The sequence below is a fragment of the Sphingomonas sp. RS2018 genome (assembly GCF_054489605.1).
The window spans coordinates 107,556-123,523 of the sequence record NZ_JBTMWL010000003.1 but is presented as its reverse complement, the minus strand read 5'-3'; the positions used below and the strand labels follow the sequence as shown (position 1 = coordinate 123,523).

The window sequence follows — 15,968 nt, the reverse complement described above, 5'->3', positions numbered from 1 at the left end:
GTATTTTGTGTGAGCGGGCGAGATAGGAAGGCCCTGCCGCCCCCGCAACCTACCCGATCTGGCCGAAGCACCAGCGCAGGATCGACTTCTGCGCGTGCAGGCGGTTCTCCGCCTCGCGCCAGATGCGCGATTGCGGACCGTCGATGACGCTCGACACCACCTCCTCCTCGCGGTGCGCAGGCAGGCAGTGGAGGAAGATCGCCTTGGAATCAGCGCGCGCCATCAGCGCTTCGGTGACCTGATACGGCATCATCGCCGCCAGTTTCTGTTCGGCATGCGCCTGACCCATCGAAATCCAGGTATCGGTGACGACGACATCGGCGCCGTCGACCGCGCGCACGGGATCGCGCTCCACGCTAACGCGCGCATTGCTGTCGGAGAGGCGGGCATTTGCCTCGTCCAGCCAGCGCGCCTCGGGGTCATAGCCCTCGGGACAGGCGGCCGCGACGGAGAACTGGAACAGCCCCGCCGCCTCCAGGATTGAATGCAGCACGTTGTTGCCGTCGCCGAGCCACGCCACTTTCAGGCCGGGCAGAGACTTGCCCTCCTCCACCACGGTCAGCAGGTCGGCGACGATCTGGCACGGGTGGGAGGCATCGGTCAGGCCGTTGAGCACGGGCACGCTGGCGAACTCGGCCATCTCCACCGCCTTCGCATGATCGTCGGTGCGGACCATGATCGCGTCGCAGAAGCCCGAGAGCACGCGCGCGGTGTCCGCCACCGTCTCGCCGCGGCCGAGCTGCGTCGTTGCGCTGTCGAGGATCAGCGCGGACCCGCCGAGCTGGCGCATCGCCATGTCGAAGGACACGCGGGTGCGGGTCGAGGATTTCTCGAACACCATCGCCAGCGTCCGGCCGGCGAGCGGCGCGTCGGCATCCGGTGCGCCCTTTGGCAGGCCGGCCCGCGCCGCCTTGCGATCGATCGCATCGGCCAGGATCGCGGCGATGCCGTCGGCACCGGCGTCGGACAGGTCCAGGAAATGGCGAATCATCTTAATTTCCTCCCCGGCACGGGAAGGGGGACCGCGAAGCGGTGGAGGGGGGCCTCCACTAACGCTACGCTCGCGGCACTCCCCCTCCACCAAGCCGCTTCGCGTCTTGGTCCCCCTCCCCGCGAGCGGGGAGGATCGATTCAATCATCGGCCAGCGGCAAATAGCTCCGCGCACCTGCGCTCAGCCGCTCGATGCACTCGGCGATATGGCTCTCGTCGATCACCAGCGGGGGCAGCACGCGGAAGACATTCTCCCCCGCCGCGACCGTCAGCAACCCGTGATTGTCGCGCAGATGCGCCACGAAATCGCGCGCGACCGCGGTGTCCTTCAGCTTGATGCCGAGCATCAGCCCACGCCCACGGATCTCCTCGAACAGGTGATCGTGGTTCGGCAGCAATTGTTCGAACGCGGCGCGCAGGCGGTCGCCCATCGCGGTGACCCGCTCAAAGAAGCCCGCCTCCAGCATCACGTCGAGCACCGCCTGCCCCGCCGCCATCGCGAGCGGATTGCCGCCGTAGGTGGAGCCATGCGTGCCCGCGACCATGCCCTTGGCCGCTTCCTCGGTGGCGAGGCAGGCGCCCAGCGGGAAGCCGCCGCCGATGCCCTTCGCCACCGTCATGATATCCGGCACGATGCCGTAATGCTCGTAGGCGAAGAACTTGCCGGTGCGACCGTAACCGCACTGGATTTCGTCGAGCACCAGCAGCAGGCCGTGTTCGTCGCTTGCCTTGCGCAGGCCGGTGATGAATTCGGGCGTGCCGGCGGTCATGCCGCCCTCGCCCTGCACCGTCTCGACCAGGAAGCCCGCGGTTTCCTCGTCGATCAGCGCCAGCGCGGCGTCGAGATCGTTGAACGGGGCATAGGCGAAGCCCGGCAGCAATGGTTCGAACCCGTCGCGCATCTTCGACTGGTCGGTCGCGCTGATCGCGCCGAGCGAGCGGCCGTGAAAGGCGTTGCGGAAGGTGATGAGCTTGTGCCGCTCAGGGTTGCCGTTGACGAAGTGGTAGCGGCGCGCGGTCTTAATCGCGCACTCGATCGCCTCGACGCCCGAATTGGTGAAGAACACCGTGTCGGCGAAGCAATTGTCGATGATGCGCTGCGCCAGCGCCTCGCCCTGCGGCGACCCATAGAGGTTGCTGACGTGCATCAGCGTCGCGGCCTGATCGGCGATCGCCTTCGTCAGGTGCGGGTGGCCGTGGCCGAGCGCGTTGACGGCGATGCCGGCGGCGAAATCGAGATACTGCTCGCCCTGCTCGCCATAAAGGTAGCAGCCCTCGCCTCGCACCGGCCGCACCCCGCAGCGGGGATAGACGGGCATGAGGGGAGTGATCGCCACCGTAAGATCTCCAAATGAAAATGGCGGCCCGAACATGGGCCGCCGGAGCGCGCTTCTACTAAGGGAGTGCCGAGGGCGTCAATTCTTGAGCTTCCACCCGCTCTTCAGCAGCGCATAGCAGGCGATTCCCATGACCACGTCAATCGCGAGGATGATCGCGCCCGACGCCCAGATCGAAAGATAGCCGTCCGACACGCCGAGGAAGCCGTAGCGGAAGCCCGAGATAATGTAGAAGAACGGGTTGGCGTGGCTGATCGCCTGGAACGCCGGGGCCAGCCGGTCGACCGAATAGAAGGTGCCCGACAGCAGGGCGAGCGGGCCGACGACGAAATTGGTGACGGCGGCGGCGTGATCGAATTTTTCCGCCCACACCGACGTCATCACGCCCAGCAGCGCGAGGAATGCCGACCCGAACAGCGCGAACCACAGGATGGCGAGCGGCGCGACCGGGGTCACGTGAACGCCCGGCCACAGCGCCATCGCCAGCCACACCGCCCCGCCGACGCAGAAGGCACGCGTGACGGCGCCACCGGTCAGCGCCGCGAGCAGCTCGGCGGTCGACAGCGGCGGCATCAGATAGTCGACGATCGTCCCCTGGATCTTGCCGACGAGCAGCGAGAAGCTGGCATTGGCGAAAGCGTTCTGCAGCATCCCCATCATGATGAGGCCCGGCGCGATGAAATCGGCGAAGGCGACGGTGGTGCCACCGACCGGCACCGCGCTCCTGCCCCCCATCGCGACCGTGAACACGACGAGAAACAACAGGGTCTGGACGGCCGGCGCCCAGATCGTCTGGAGCTGCACCTTGAAGAAACGGCGCACCTCCTTCACATAGAGGGTCTTCAATCCGCCCCAGTTGACGTTCCGGATCGTCGGGACACCGGGGGCGGGCATCAGGGTTTCCGCGGAATGGTGGGGCTGGTCGATCATCGCATTGCCGCGTAATCGACCCCGCCCGCCCCCGCAAGCACGAGAGCTAAGACGACGCCATGAGCTGGACCGAGGAACGGATCGACACGCTGAAGACGATGTGGGAGGGCGGCCAGACCGCCAGCCAGATCGCCGAGGCGCTGGGCGGCGTCAGTCGCAACGCCGTGATCGGCAAGGCGCATCGCCTGGGCCTGCAGTCGCGCCCGTCCCCGGTGAAGGCGAACGATCCTGCGGCCGTAGCGGCAGCCGCTGCTCCCGCCGCGCCGGCACCGGTCGCCGCCCCCCCGCCGCCCCCCGCGCCGAAGGCGGCAGCGCCGACGCCCGCTCCTGTCGAGGACGACGCCGAAGCCGAAGACGAGGCGCCGTTCTCCACGACCGAGGACGATGACGACGAAGAGACGGCGATCCCCGCCGCCGCCCCCGCCGAGCCGCGCCCCGATGCGCCGGTGCTGCGATCGGTCGGACCGGGCGGGTTCGTGCGGCAGAACCCAGGCGAGCAGGCGGCACCCGCCACACCCGCGCCGCCGCGTCGGCTCGTGCCGGCGAAGCCCAGCGAGGCGATTGCGGGCAAGACCAGCCTGCTCGACCTGAACGATCGCATTTGCAAATGGCCGCTTGGCCATCCCGGCGAACCCGATTTCCACTTCTGCGGCGAGAAGGTGAATCCGGGCTTCCCATATTGCGTCGATCATTGCGGCCACGCCTATCAGGCGCAGCTGCCGCGCCGCGACCGGCGCCCGCCGCCGCCGATGCCTTACGGCGGCCCGCGGGTGCGCTAAGCCGGCATACGAAAAACCCGTTCCTGCCGCGCAGGAACGGGTTATTTCTAGGCAAGGGTTGAATGCTTGCCGCTCCGCGGCACTGGACGCGCTATTCGAGTGCCTCGCGCGCGTCCCGGACCAGCTTCGTCGCGCTCGACAGCCGACGCCGGTCCAGACCGTCCAGAAATTCCACGCACATGCCGTCGACGACGCGGTTCACGCTCTTCAACATCGTGACGGCCGCGTCGGTCAGGCGCAGGCCCTTCGCCCGCCGATCACCCTCGACCGCGACCCGCTCGACCAACCCAGCCGCTTCCAAGGCATGAAGTTGCCGCACCAACGTCGGCCCCTCGATCCCGACGACATCGGCCAGCGCACGCTGGGTCACTGTACCGTCAAGCGCACCGATCCAATACAGCACGGTCGCGCGCGCTAGGGTCATGCCCTCAGGCTTCAGTCGCTCGTCGACTCGCTGGCGCCATCGGCGGCTAAGGAGGACACATTCTCGAACGAAATCAAGGGTCGGGCGGTCGGCTTCAGTCTGCACGAAGCGTTATTGTGCTATGATTCTTATTAGTGCAACGCTCACATTACCCATTTTGGTATATCGTGTACCGAAAACGGGACAGTCGATCCGGCCGCGAACATCCGGATGACCGCGCGGGCAAACTGCTGCTAAGATAGCCGAAATTTGCCGGGGGAATCATGCACCACAGCGTCGCGACCGTACTTGCCAGCCTGTTCTCGCTCGGCGCGGCAACGGCACAGGTGGCACCCACGCCGCAGGACAAGCCGGTCGAGCAGACTAGGGCGCCGGAGGACAAGGCGCGCGACCCGCTGCCACAACCTCAGCCTCTGCCCAGCCCGCAGCCGACGCCGGTGATCGCCCAGTCACAGCCCGTCGCCACGCCCACGCCCCCCGCCAAACCCGCGAAGTGGGACGTCAACGCCCCGCCCGGCGCCACCATCCGCCAGGCGAGGATCGATGTCGATCAGGGCAGCTGGATGGACATCGACGTCAGTCGCGACGGGCGCACGATCGCCTTCACGCTGCTGGGTGACATCTACACCATGCCGATCGCAGGCGGCACGCCGACGCGGATCGCCGAGGGGCTGGCCTGGGAGGTGCATCCGCGCTTTTCGCCCGATGGACGCCGCATCGCCTTCACCTCCGATCGCGGTGGTGGCGACAATATCTGGGTGATGAACGTCGACGGCAGCGACAAAAGGCAGGTGACGAAAGAAAACTTCCGCCTGCTCAACCAGCCGACGTGGAGCCCGGACGGCCGCTTCATCGCCGCCAAGAAGCATTTCACCACCGGCCGTTCGCTCGGAACCGGCGAGGTGTGGCTGTACCATGTGTCGGGCGGTGCCGGCATCCAGCTGGTCAAGCGTGCCAGCGAGCAGCTGCAGAAGGAACTGGGCGAGCCCGTCTACACGCCCGACGGCAAGGGCATCTACTACACCCGTAACGTCACGCCGGGCCCGATCTTCGAATATGCGCAGAATTCGAACACCGACCTGTTCAACATCGAACGCTACGACATCGCCACCGGCGAGGTTTCGACTATCGCGTCGGGCGCAGGCGGATCGGTGCGGCCGACGCCATCGCCCGACGGCAAGTCGATCGCCTTCGTCCGGCGCGAGCGAACGCGGTCGAAGCTGTACGTGAAGGATCTGGCGTCGGGCATCGAGCGCAAGATCTACGACGCGCTGGATCAGGACGTGCAGGAGACCTGGGCCGTCACCGGCGTCTATCCCAATATGGCGTGGACCCCGGATTCGACGTCGGTCGTGTTCTGGGCCGGCGGCAAGATCCGGCGCGTGAATGCGGACGGCGGCGGCGCGGCGGTGATCCCGTTCCGCGTCAGCGACACGCGCGGCTTTATCGCAGCACCCCACCCCACGATCCCGGTGGCGCCAGCGACGTTCGAGACGAAGATGCCGCGTTTCGCCGCGGTGTCGCCGGATGGCGGTCGCGTGATCTTCGAGACGCTCGGCAAGCTGTACGTCAAGCCGATGGCGGGCGGCGCCGCGCGGCGGCTGACGAGCGGGACCGGCGACGATTTGGAGCTGTTCCCGACCTGGTCGCGCGACGGTCGGACGATCGCCTTCGTCGGCTGGACCGATGCCGGGCTGGGCCGCATCCGCACGGTGGCGGCTAGCGGCGGCACCGCGCGCGACGTAACGACGCAGCCGGGCCATTATGCGCGCCCGAAATTCTCGCCCGATGGCCGCACGATCGTGTTCGAAAAGGGTGAGGGCGGCGCGCTGACCTCCCCCGAATGGTCGGAGAACCCCGGCGTCTACCGCGTTGCGGCGAGCGGCGGCGTGCCGGCGCGCGTGGCGAAGGGCATGGCCGCGCCGCAGTTCGGCAAGGACGGCGACCGCGTCTTCATGATCGCCAGCTCGGGCGGCAAGCGCCAGCTGATCTCCACCGACCTGTCCGGCAACGACAAGCGCGTCCACGCCAGCGGTGAGCTGACCAGCGACTATATCGTGTCCCCGGACGAGGATTACGTCGCATTCCGCCAGAACTATGCCGCGTTCGTAACCCCGCTGATGCCCGGCGTGCAGGACGCGCCGGCCGACATGGACGGCAAGGCCCTGCCGGTCACTCGCGCCAGCGCGGGCGGGGCGGAGTACATCCACTGGTCGAATGACGGAAAGCGCCTGCACTGGTCGCTCGGGCCGACGCTCTACACTGCAGACAGCGCCGCGCTGTTCCGCCCCGCCCCCGCAGGTGAGGATGCACCGAAGTTCGTGCCGCCTGCGACCGGCGTGTCGCTGTCGACGCAGCGGGCTGCGGTGAAGCACAAGGGGGTAGTCGCGCTGACCGGTGCGCGCATCGTCACGATGCGCGACGACGCCGGCGGCATCGTCGACGACGGCACGATCCTGATCGACGGAGACCGCATCGTCGCGGTCGGCCCGCGCGCCTCCACGCCCGTCCCTGCCGGCGCGACGACGATCGATATGGCCGGCAAGACGATCATTCCCGGTCTGGTCGATGCCCATGCCCACGGGCCGCAGGGCGATGACGAGATCGTGCCGCAACAGAACTGGTCGGCGATCCAGAACCTCGCGATGGGCACGACGACGATCCACGATCCGTCCAGCCAGGCGAGCGAGATCTTCGTGGCGTCCGAACGACAGCAGGCCGGCACCCTGCTCGCGCCGCGCATCTTCTCGACCGGAGAGATCGTCTATGGCGCGAAGGCGGCGGGGGTCTATGCGCAGATCGACAGCCTGGACGACGCGATGGCCCACGTCCGCCGGCTGAAGGCGCAGGGCGGCCATTCGGTGAAGAACTACAACCAGCCGCGCCGCGAACAGCGCCAGCAGGTGGTCGAGGCCTCGCGCGCGGAGAACATGCTGGTGGTGGCGGAGGGCGGGTCGCTGTTCGGCATGGACATGACGATCGTCGCCGACGGCAATTCGACGCTGGAGCATAATATTCCGCTCGACATCTTCTATGAAGATGTATTGAGCTTCATGAGCCAGGCGACGACCAACTACACGCCGACCCTGGTGGTCAGCTACGGCGGGCTCGCCGGCGAACCCTATTGGGATCAGGCGATGGAGGTTTGGAAACATCCGCTGCTACGCCACACGCCGCCCGACCGGCTGACCGCGAAGCTGACGCGTGTGACCAAGGCGCCGGAGGAAGATTTCGTCGACGACGACAATGCGCGGGAGGCGAACAAGCTCGCCAAGCGCGGCGTGAAGGTGTCGATCGGCGCGCATGGGCAGCAGGCGGGTATCGGTTCGCACTTCGAACTGTGGAGCTTCGTTCGCGGTGGCATGACCCCGCTGGAGGCGCTGCGCGCGGGCACGATTGCCCCGGCGCAGTCGCTTGGCATGGCGAAAGACATCGGCAGTCTTGAGGTCGGCAAGCTCGCCGATCTGGTCGTGCTCGACGCCGATCCGACGGTCGACATCCGCAATTCGGACAAGATCGCGCGGGTGATGCTGGGCGGGCGGCTGTACGACGCCGCGACGATGAACGAGGTCGCCACTGGCACGGCGAAACGCCTGCCCTATTGGTGGGAGAGCGGCAATCGCGCCGGATCGTCCACCCCCACGGCAGCGCATGCGAGCGGCGATGGCCACGGGCACTGAGGGCGGCGGCGCCGCCGCGCGGGCGCGGCTGAACGCCGACATGGTGCTGGTCGCGGCCGGCGACCGTGCGGCACTGCGCCGCGTCTATGACGCGACCGCCGCACGACTGTTCGGCATCTGCCTGGCGCTGACCGGCGATCGCGAGGCGGCAGAGGACGCGCTGCAAGAAACCTTCGTGAAGGTCTGGCGTCGCGCCGCGCGGTTCGATGCGACGCGGGCGAGCGCGATCACCTGGATTTCGCTGATCGCGCGCGGCAACGCCATCGACACGCGCCGCGCGTCGTCGCGCACCTTGCGCGATCAGGACGCGGTGCTGGCGCACGAAACCGCGGACAGCGAAGGCCTGCCGGTGGACGAAGCGGTGCTGAACGACTGCCTCGATCGCCTCGACGCGGTACAGGGCACGGTCATCCGTTCGGCGTATTACGGCGGATATAGCTACGACGAACTGGCGCGGCAGGCCGAAGTGCCGCTACCCACGATGAAGAGCCGGATACGGCGCGGGCTGCTCGCGCTCAGGAGGTGCCTCGATGGCGAATGACGACGGCATCGTGCCCGGCACACCGGACGAACGCGACGTCGTGGCCGGCGAACTGGCACTGGGCGTGCTGGAGGGCGACGAGCGCGCCGCCGCGCTTCGCCGGACGCTGGCCGACCCCGAATTCGCGCAGGCGGTGGACCGGTGGCAGCATCGGCTGGCCCCGATGCTCGACACGCTGCCCGCGGTCGATCCGCCCGCCGACCTGTGGCGGCAGATCGCGGCGCGGATCGGCGACGCATCCTCCGCCGCGCTGGCGCGCTGGCGGGCCGGCGCACTGGTCGCCAGCGCCATCGCCGCCTGCTTGGCGGCGGTGATCGTGCTGCGGCCCGAGCCGCCCGTGCCGACACCCGTGCAGGCGCCGCTGCTGCTGGCGCAGGTGCAGGGCGAAGCGGGACCGATCGTCACCGCGCGCTACGACACGATCGACGGGCGGCTGCACGTCCGTACCGCGAACCTGCCGACCGGCGCGCTGGTGCCCGAACTCTGGGTGATCGGCAGCGACGCCACGCCGCGCTCGCTGGGCCTCGTCGCGCTGAATCGGGCGGGCGTCTATACGCTGACGGCGACGGACCGCGCGCGGCTGGCCGACGGTGCGACGCTGGCGATCACGCTGGAGCCGCAGACGCAGGGTCGGCACGACGCGCCCAGCACGCCGGTGCTGGGGACGGCGCGGTTGACGTCGATCTGACGAACGGAGTGAGTTAGGAGCGAGGGGATACGCGGCGGCCGGTGCCCGCCCCTCGCCCGGCTTAATCCTTCGCGAACGCCCCTAGCAGGCGTGCGTGGGCATCCTCCGCCACGCCATAGCTGCCACCCGCGATCGCGCGCAGGCCGGCGCGGTCGCGGATCGCCAGCCGGCCGCGGACGCAGCGGACGATGCCGTCGCCCTCCATCACGTGCAGGCAGTCGGTGACGCTGGCGCGGCGGACGCTCAACGTCGCCGACAGCTCGACATGAGTGATCCCCATGCTGTCGCCATCGATGCGGTCGTGCAGCATCAGCAGCAGGCGCGCCAGGCGCGCATCCACGCCGTCGCACAGGCCGGACGCGACCGACTGCGCCATCTGGACGGTCATCGTCTGGACGAACGTCATCATCAATGCACGGAGCGACGGGTGCCGGTCGCACAAATCGCGCAGTACCATCGCGTCGATCGAGAGCGCGTCACCGCCATCGAGCAGCGCGGAAGCGCCATGCGAGTCATGACCGTCGCCCAGCAGTGCGGGCCAACCGATCATGCCCTCCCGCCCGATCATGCCAACGTTGACGATCGCGCCGGTACCGGTCCGCTCCGTCACGATCGCGAGCAGAGTCTCGGGAAACCACACCTGGCCCGCGTGCGCACCAACCGTCAGCGACACGCCCCGCAGGATGGTCGCGCGCGACAGATGCGGCAGCATGGCGGACACACAATCACTGTCCAGTTGCGCGATGAGCGCGTTGGTCGGCCTGTCGATCGTTTCGGTCTTGGCTGCTGGCACGGAACCTCGTCGGAACTATCGGCACATTAATGATCTAACATCCGATATAAGCAGCGTTTTGGATGCACTTGGTGCGCCAGCGGACGCAAAAATATTATCCGGGAACATCGAACGCCTTTTCCCGGTTCGGCATCGGATATCCAAACGACAAGATATCAATGCACGGGAGGTGTCCATGGCCGAGGAAGTAGAACTGCTCGAAGCGCTCGATGCGCGAGCAAAACGACGGGAGGAGCGTCGCGAGTTCTTCCGCGCCGTCGGTGGCGCGACGATGTTCGCGGGCGGTGCGGCGATCGCCATGGGCGGTGGTATCACCGCGCTCCAGGCACAGACTGCTCCGACCGATGCGGATGTCCTGAACTTCGCGCTGAACCTCGAGTATCTCGAGGCGCAATTCTATTACTATGCGTCGTACGGCACCGGAATCCCGGCGTCGAACCTGACGGGCACCGGCACACCGGGTGCAGTCATCGCCACCAACGCCGGTGCTGTGCCGTTCACCGATCCGGCCGTGCGGGCCTATGCCCGTGAGATTGCCGACGACGAGCTGGCCCATGTGCAGTTCCTGCGCACGGCGCTCGGAACGGCGGCGGTATCGCAGCCGCAGATCGACATCTCGGCGACGCCGACGAGCGCATTTTCCGCGGCCGCACGGGCAGCGGGCCTGATCGGCACGGGTGCGACGTTCAACCCCTATGCCGATGACAACAACTTCCTGTTGGGCGCCTTCATCTTTGAAGACGTCGGCGTCACCGCCTATAAGGGTGCGTCGCCGCTCATCACCAACAAGACGTTCCTGGAAGCGGCAGCGGGCATCCTGGCGGTCGAGGCGTATCACGCCGCGATCGTGCGGACGACGCTGTATGCCAAGGGTCTGGCGCAGACGGTCACGCCGACGCTGATCGACGCGACCGAGGCGATTTCGACCGCGCGTGACTCGCTCGACGGCACGAGCGACATTGATCAGGGCGTCCGCAACGTCAACGATGCGAGCGGCAGCCCCGCCAGCAACATCGTTCCGCTGGATGCCAATGGCCTCGCCTACAGCCGGACGACCGGACAGGTGCTGAACATCGTCTATCTGAACCGTTCGCAGGTGACGATGGGCGGGTTCTTCCCGGCCGGTGTCAACGGCACCATCCGCACCAGCGCCGCCAACTAAGAGAGGGAGCTGACCATCATGGACCAGCAACAGACATCAGAGATCCTGGCGGCCTGCGATCGACGCAGGAACGAACGCCGCAGCTTCCTGCGCGCAGCGGGTGGCGCCAGCGTCGCCTTCGCGGGCGCCGGCCTGCTCGCCGCCTGTGACGATACGAAGGACGTCATCCCCGCCCCGACCCCGACGCCCACCGCGTCGCCGACGACGGCGTTGACCGACCCCGACGTGTTGAACTTCGCGCTCAACCTCGAATATCTCGAGGCGCAGTTTTACAGCTTCGCCGCGTTCGGTGTTGGTCTCGCGACCAACCTGACGACCGGTACCGGCACGGCCGGTGCGGTAACGGGCGGCCAGAGGGCGAACATCAGCGGCGTGGTCGCAGCCTATGCGCGGGAAATCGCGCGGGACGAGATCGCGCACGTCGCCTTCCTGCGTCAGCAGTTGGGCACGGCGGCGGTGGCACAGCCGGCGCTCGACATCGGCGTCACCGCGACATCGGCCTTCTCGAACGCCGCACGTGCGGCCGGACTGATCGGTGCGGGAGCCACCTTCAACCCGTATGAGAACGAGCAGAACTTCCTGCTCGGCGCTTATATCTTCGAAGATGTGGGGGTCACGGCCTACAAGGGTGCGATCTCGCTCATCAGCAACAAGACGTTCGTCGAGGCGGCCGCCGGCATCCACGCTGCCGAGGCGTATCATGCCGGCCTGATCCGCACCCTGCTGTACCAACGCGGGCTGGCCACCGGTGCTGCCAACAACCCGATCTGGGCAGCGTCGGAAGCGATTTCGAATGCGCGCGACAGCCTGGACGGTACGTCGGACCTCGATCAGGGCGTGACGGGCACCGGCTTCGGCACGGCAGCGATCAAGTCGAACATCGTGCCGACCGATAGCAGCGGCATCGCGTTCAGCCGTTCGGCCGGTCAGGTGCTCAACATCGTCTATCTCACCAACACGGCCACGACGAGCGGCGGGTTCTTCCCCGCCGGCGTCAACGGCACGATCCGGACCAGCGCCGCAAGCTGATCCGAACGATACGACGGACGTATAAAGACCAAGGGCGGTTTGCTCCCCGAGCAAGCCGCCCTAAGGCTGTCCGGCGACGATGAAGGGGGACACAGAAATCATGGCGCCACCGCCGCCCGCCGCCGACGTGGCGACCGTCCAGACGCCGAGTCTGGCGGAGGTGCATCGCAGCGTCGCCGTACCGGGCATGGACGTGTCCTTCTGGCGACGGCTCGGCGCGTTCATGGGGCCGGGCTATCTCGTCGCGGTCGGATACATGGACCCGGGCAACTGGGCGACCGACATCGCCGGCGGTTCGGCGTTCGGGTACACGCTGCTGTCGGTCATCCTGCTCAGCAACATGATGGCGATGGTGTTGCAGGCGCTGTCGGCGAAGCTCGGCATCATCGGCGGGCTCGACCTCGCGCAGGCCTGTCGCGCGCACTATTCGCGACCAGTCAGCATCGCATTGTGGGTGCTGTGCGAACTCGCCATCGTCGCATGCGACCTGGCGGAGGTGATCGGCACGGCGATCGCGCTACAATTGCTGTTCGGCCTGCCGCTGGTGCTCGGCATCGCCATCACCGCGCTCGACGTGCTCATCATCCTCGGCCTGCAACGCTATGGCTTCCGCAAGCTGGAGGCGTTCGTGATCGCGCTGCTGATCGTGATCGCGCTCTGCTTCGGGATCGAGCTGGCCTATGCCCAGCCCAGCCTCGCCGCCATCGCCGACGGGCTGATCCCGCGCGCGGAGATCATCACCAACCCGGCGATGCTCTATGTCGCGATCGGCATCCTCGGCGCGACGGTGATGCCGCACAATCTCTATCTCCACTCCTCGATCGTGCAGACGCGTGCCTACGACCTCGGCGCGATCGGCAAGCGTGACGCCGTGAAGATGGCGACGATCGATTCGTCGATCGCGCTGGGCCTCGCGCTCTTTATCAACGGCGCGATCCTGATCCTCGCCGCCGCGACCTTCCACGTGCAGGGCCGCACCGATGTTGCAGAGATCCAGGACGCCTATCGCCTGCTGACGCCGATGCTGGGCGCCGGCCTCGCCAGCACGTTGTTTGCGGTTGCGCTGCTGGCGTCGGGGCAGAATTCGACGGTCACCGGTACGCTCGCCGGGCAGATCGTGATGGAGGGCTTTCTCAACCTGCGCCTGCCGATGTGGTTGCGGCGGATGGTGACCCGCCTGCTGGCGATCATCCCCGCCGCCATCGTCGCGGGGATGTATGGCGAGAGCGGGACGGCGCGGCTGCTGGTGCTGAGCCAGGTCGTGCTCAGCCTGCAGCTGCCCTTCGCGATGGTGCCGCTGGTCCAGTTCACCACCAGCCGCACCTTGATGGGCGACCACGCCAACCGCGGCTGGCTGAAATACGCCGCCTATCTGATCTGCGCGGTCGTCATCACGCTGAACCTGACCCTGCTCTACAACATGAGCTGACCCCACCCCCGTTCGCCCTGAGCTTGTCGAAGGGCTGCCTTTCTTCGTGCCAATGGCGCCTGCCTCACGAAGATAGGGCAGTGCTTCGACAAGCTCAGCACGAACGGGGGGGTATCACGTCACCGCCGCGCGCTTGCGATACCGCTCGTCATCCCAGTCGCCGCTGTCGAGCAGGTCGCAAAGCACCTGCGCCGCGCGCCAAACCTCGGCATGGCCGAGATACAGCGGCGTGAACCCAAAGCGCAGAAGATCCGGCCCGCGGAAGTCACCGATCACGCCCCGTTCGATCAGCGCCGCCATCACCGGATAGCCGTCGTCGTGCACGAAGCTGACATGGCTGCCCCGCGCCGCCGGATCGGCCGGCGATGCCAGCACAAGATCGGGCCGCCGCGCCGCCACCGCCGCCACGAACGCCTGGGCCAGCGCCCGCCCCTTCGCAAACAGCGCGCGCGTATCGACGCCGTCGAACGCATCCAGCCCCGCCTCCAGCGCGGCCAGCGCCAGCACCGGCGGCGTGCCGGCCAGCCAGCGCTTCATGCCCGGTGCAGGTGCATAGTCGTCGCCGAAGTCGAACGGCGCGCCATGCCCCATCCACCCGCTGAGCGGCGACCCGAGCGCCGCCTGATGCCGCCGCGCGACATAGACGAACGCCGGCGCGCCCGGACCGCCGTTCAAATATTTATAGCCGCATCCGACCGCCAGGTCCGCCCCCGCCCCGTTCAGATCGACCGGCACCGCGCCGACGCTATGCGACAGATCCCACAGCATCAGGGCACCCGACGCCTGCACCGCGCGCGTCATTGCGGCCATGTCGAACATCGCCGCCGTCCGGTAGTGGACATGGGTCAACATCACGACGGCGACGTCCCCGTCGACCGCCTCCGCGATGCGCTCGCGTGGCACCGTGCGGACCTCGACGTCGCGCAGCGTCGTGGCGATGCCTTGTGCGATATACAGGTCGGTCGGGAAGTTGCCGGGCTCGGTGAGGATCACACGCCGCCCCGGCCGCGCCGCCAGCGCCGCGACCAGCAGCTTGTAGAGGTTCACCGAAGTCGAATCGCACGCGATCACCTCGTCCGCCCCCGCCCCGATCAGTGATGCGATCTTCGCCCCCACCCTTTGCGGCGCCTCTATCCAGCCGGCGTCGTTCCAGCTGCGGATCAGGCCCGTGCCCCATTCGTCCGCAACCGCCGCTGCCAGCCTCGCCGGCGTCGCGCGCGGCAGCACGCCGAGCGAATTGCCGTCGAGATAGATCACCCCCTCCGGCACCGCGAAACGCTCGCGCAGGTGTGCGAGCGGATCGGCGGCGTCGAGCGCCTGCGCTTCGTCCAGGGTCACAACGCGGTCCTCACGCTCAGCAATTCGGGGAAGAACACCTGTTCCAGCACCTTGGCGAGATAGGAGACGCCCGCCGTCCCGCCCGTGCCGGTCTTGAACCCGATAACGCGCTCGACCGTCTTGAGATGCCCGAAGCGCCAGAGTTGCACGTGATATTCGAGATCGACCAGCTTCTCCGCCAGCTCGTACAAGTCCCAGTAGCGATCGGGATCGGCATAGACCGCCGCCCATGCGGACAGCACGGCGTCGGACGCGACATAGGGCTGCGACCAGTCGCGCGTCACCGGCACGTCGAAGCCGCGCCGCGCCAGCAGGCGCAGCGCCTCGTCGTACAGGCTCGGACGGTGCAGTTCGGCGCGCAGGGCGTCGGCCACTTCCGGCTCGTCCGCGAAGATATCGACCATGTCGGCACGACGGCTGCCCAGCAGGAATTCGACCATGCGATACTGGTCCGACTGGAAACCGCTCGACGCGCCCAGCTTCCCGCGCATCCGCGTATAGTCGGCGGGCGTCATCGTCGCGAGCACCTCCCACGACTGGATCATCTGCGCCTGGATGCGCGCCACCCGGCTCATCATCTTGAACGCCGGGCTAAGCGAGTCGGCGATCACGTAATCGCGCGCCGCGCGCAGTTCGTGCAGGCACAGCTTCAGCCAGATTTCCGACGCCTGATGGATGCTGAGGAACAGCAGCTCGTCATGCGCGTCGCTCATCGGCGTCTGGAGCGACAGCAGTTCGGGCAGGCGCAGATAGCTGCGATAGGTAACCTTGGACATTTTCGCACCCTAACCCGTTCGCCCGTAGCTTGTCGAAGCCCTGCCCTTTCTTCTACCGCTCGTTCGACCAC

Annotated in this window: 14 protein-coding genes; 7 read left to right on the top strand and 7 right to left on the bottom strand. The window is 67.4% G+C overall.

Annotated features, from left to right (window positions below; translation table 11 throughout):
- Positions 1 to 49 precede the first annotated feature (49 nt).
- The 3 genes from argF to ACX40P_RS09875 form a co-directional block, all read right to left on the bottom strand.
- On the bottom strand, positions 50 to 991 hold the full coding sequence (argF, locus tag ACX40P_RS09885) for an ornithine carbamoyltransferase (RefSeq protein WP_459126172.1): 942 nt from the start codon (positions 989 to 991) through the stop codon (positions 50 to 52).
- A gap of 140 nt (positions 992 to 1,131) precedes the next feature.
- Complete coding sequence (locus tag ACX40P_RS09880; RefSeq protein ID WP_459126171.1) at positions 1,132 to 2,328, bottom strand: acetylornithine transaminase; 1,197 nt, start codon at positions 2,326 to 2,328, stop codon at positions 1,132 to 1,134.
- A gap of 78 nt (positions 2,329 to 2,406) precedes the next feature.
- Positions 2,407 to 3,258 carry an ABC transporter permease gene (locus tag ACX40P_RS09875; protein WP_459126170.1) on the bottom strand — a complete coding sequence of 284 codons (852 nt, stop codon included), beginning with the start codon at positions 3,256 to 3,258 and terminating at the stop codon, positions 2,407 to 2,409.
- A 59-nt stretch (positions 3,259 to 3,317) separates the two neighbouring features.
- Here ACX40P_RS09875 and ACX40P_RS09870 point away from each other — a divergent pair, with 59 nt between their 5' ends.
- The gene (locus ACX40P_RS09870; RefSeq protein ID WP_459126169.1) at positions 3,318 to 4,037 is read left to right on the top strand and encodes a GcrA family cell cycle regulator; all 720 of its coding nucleotides are present in this window, start codon (positions 3,318 to 3,320) and stop codon (positions 4,035 to 4,037) included.
- Between the two features lie 91 nt (positions 4,038 to 4,128).
- Here ACX40P_RS09870 and ACX40P_RS09865 read toward each other — a convergent pair whose 3' ends face one another.
- On the bottom strand, positions 4,129 to 4,461 hold the full coding sequence (locus ACX40P_RS09865; RefSeq protein WP_459126168.1) for a MarR family transcriptional regulator: 333 nt from the start codon (positions 4,459 to 4,461) through the stop codon (positions 4,129 to 4,131).
- 263 nt (positions 4,462 to 4,724) lie between these two features.
- On the opposite strand from ACX40P_RS09865, the gene ACX40P_RS09860 reads away from it, so the two are divergent.
- From ACX40P_RS09860 to ACX40P_RS09850, 3 genes are read left to right on the top strand one after another with little or no spacing between them, the layout of a single operon-like run.
- Positions 4,725 to 8,141 carry an amidohydrolase family protein gene (locus ACX40P_RS09860; RefSeq protein ID WP_459126167.1) on the top strand — a complete coding sequence of 1,139 codons (3,417 nt, stop codon included), beginning with the start codon at positions 4,725 to 4,727 and terminating at the stop codon, positions 8,139 to 8,141.
- Positions 8,125 to 8,682, top strand: coding sequence for a sigma-70 family RNA polymerase sigma factor (locus ACX40P_RS09855; protein ID WP_459126166.1), 558 nt, complete (start codon positions 8,125 to 8,127; stop codon positions 8,680 to 8,682). Before ACX40P_RS09860 ends, ACX40P_RS09855 begins: the two co-directional genes overlap by 17 nt.
- Positions 8,672 to 9,370: an anti-sigma factor gene (locus tag ACX40P_RS09850; protein WP_459126165.1), complete on the top strand. Its 699-nt coding sequence runs from the start codon at positions 8,672 to 8,674 to the stop codon at positions 9,368 to 9,370. Before ACX40P_RS09855 ends, ACX40P_RS09850 begins: the two co-directional genes overlap by 11 nt.
- 61 nt (positions 9,371 to 9,431) lie before the next feature.
- On the opposite strand, the gene ACX40P_RS09845 is transcribed toward ACX40P_RS09850, so the two are convergent.
- A complete protein-coding gene (locus ACX40P_RS09845) occupies positions 9,432 to 10,082 on the bottom strand; it encodes a Crp/Fnr family transcriptional regulator (protein ID WP_459126164.1) in 651 nt (216 codons plus the stop codon).
- Positions 10,083 to 10,338: 256 nt separating this feature from the next.
- On the opposite strand from ACX40P_RS09845, the gene ACX40P_RS09840 reads away from it, so the two are divergent.
- The 3 genes from ACX40P_RS09840 (at position 10,339) to ACX40P_RS09830 (ending at position 13,783) form a co-directional block, all read left to right on the top strand.
- Entirely contained in the window at positions 10,339 to 11,325 is a 987-nt protein-coding gene (locus ACX40P_RS09840) for a ferritin-like domain-containing protein (protein WP_459126646.1), read from the top strand.
- An 18-nt stretch (positions 11,326 to 11,343) separates the two neighbouring features.
- Positions 11,344 to 12,354, top strand: coding sequence for a ferritin-like domain-containing protein (locus ACX40P_RS09835; RefSeq protein WP_459126163.1), 1,011 nt, complete (start codon positions 11,344 to 11,346; stop codon positions 12,352 to 12,354).
- A 100-nt stretch (positions 12,355 to 12,454) separates the two neighbouring features.
- The gene (locus ACX40P_RS09830) at positions 12,455 to 13,783 is read left to right on the top strand and encodes an Nramp family divalent metal transporter (RefSeq protein ID WP_459126162.1); all 1,329 of its coding nucleotides are present in this window, start codon (positions 12,455 to 12,457) and stop codon (positions 13,781 to 13,783) included.
- 114 nt (positions 13,784 to 13,897) lie between these two features.
- On the opposite strand, the gene kynU is transcribed toward ACX40P_RS09830, so the two are convergent.
- Both kynU and ACX40P_RS09820 read right to left on the bottom strand, forming a co-directional pair.
- Entirely contained in the window at positions 13,898 to 15,121 is a 1,224-nt protein-coding gene (kynU, locus tag ACX40P_RS09825; RefSeq protein WP_459126161.1) for a kynureninase, read from the bottom strand.
- Positions 15,118 to 15,897 (bottom strand): tryptophan 2,3-dioxygenase, encoded by a 780-nt coding sequence (locus ACX40P_RS09820; protein WP_459126160.1) that lies wholly within the window; start codon positions 15,895 to 15,897, stop codon positions 15,118 to 15,120. Before ACX40P_RS09820 ends, kynU begins: the two co-directional genes overlap by 4 nt.
- Positions 15,898 to 15,968: the final 71 nt, after the last annotated feature.